We start from the raw sequence: 215 nt of genomic DNA on the forward strand, positions 1-215 counted from the left end.
TATGCCCCTGATATTGTCGACATCGGTGGTGTCGACAACCTTCGCTTTGCAGACCAAGCGACCATTACAGATAAAGATGCGGGGGAATCGACGTTCGATACGGGCGTTGCCGCGGTGGGCGGTGCTGATAACCTAGCGGAAGGTACGTTTACCTTCGATGAAGACGGCAATTGGAGCTACACCATTCCCAATGATTTGGAGGTGGTGCAAAGCCT

The 215-nt window shown here is 53.0% G+C and carries 1 protein-coding gene; it reads left to right on the top strand.

Annotated elements, in window-relative coordinates:
• Positions 1–215, top strand: a 215-nt coding sequence (locus AB4405_RS24270) for a VCBS domain-containing protein (RefSeq protein WP_372063104.1), incomplete at both ends; no start/stop codon positions are given.

Origin of the sequence: Vibrio sp. 10N.261.51.F12, assembly GCF_041471725.1 — a bacterium.
Lineage (GTDB): Bacteria > Pseudomonadota > Gammaproteobacteria > Enterobacterales > Vibrionaceae > Vibrio.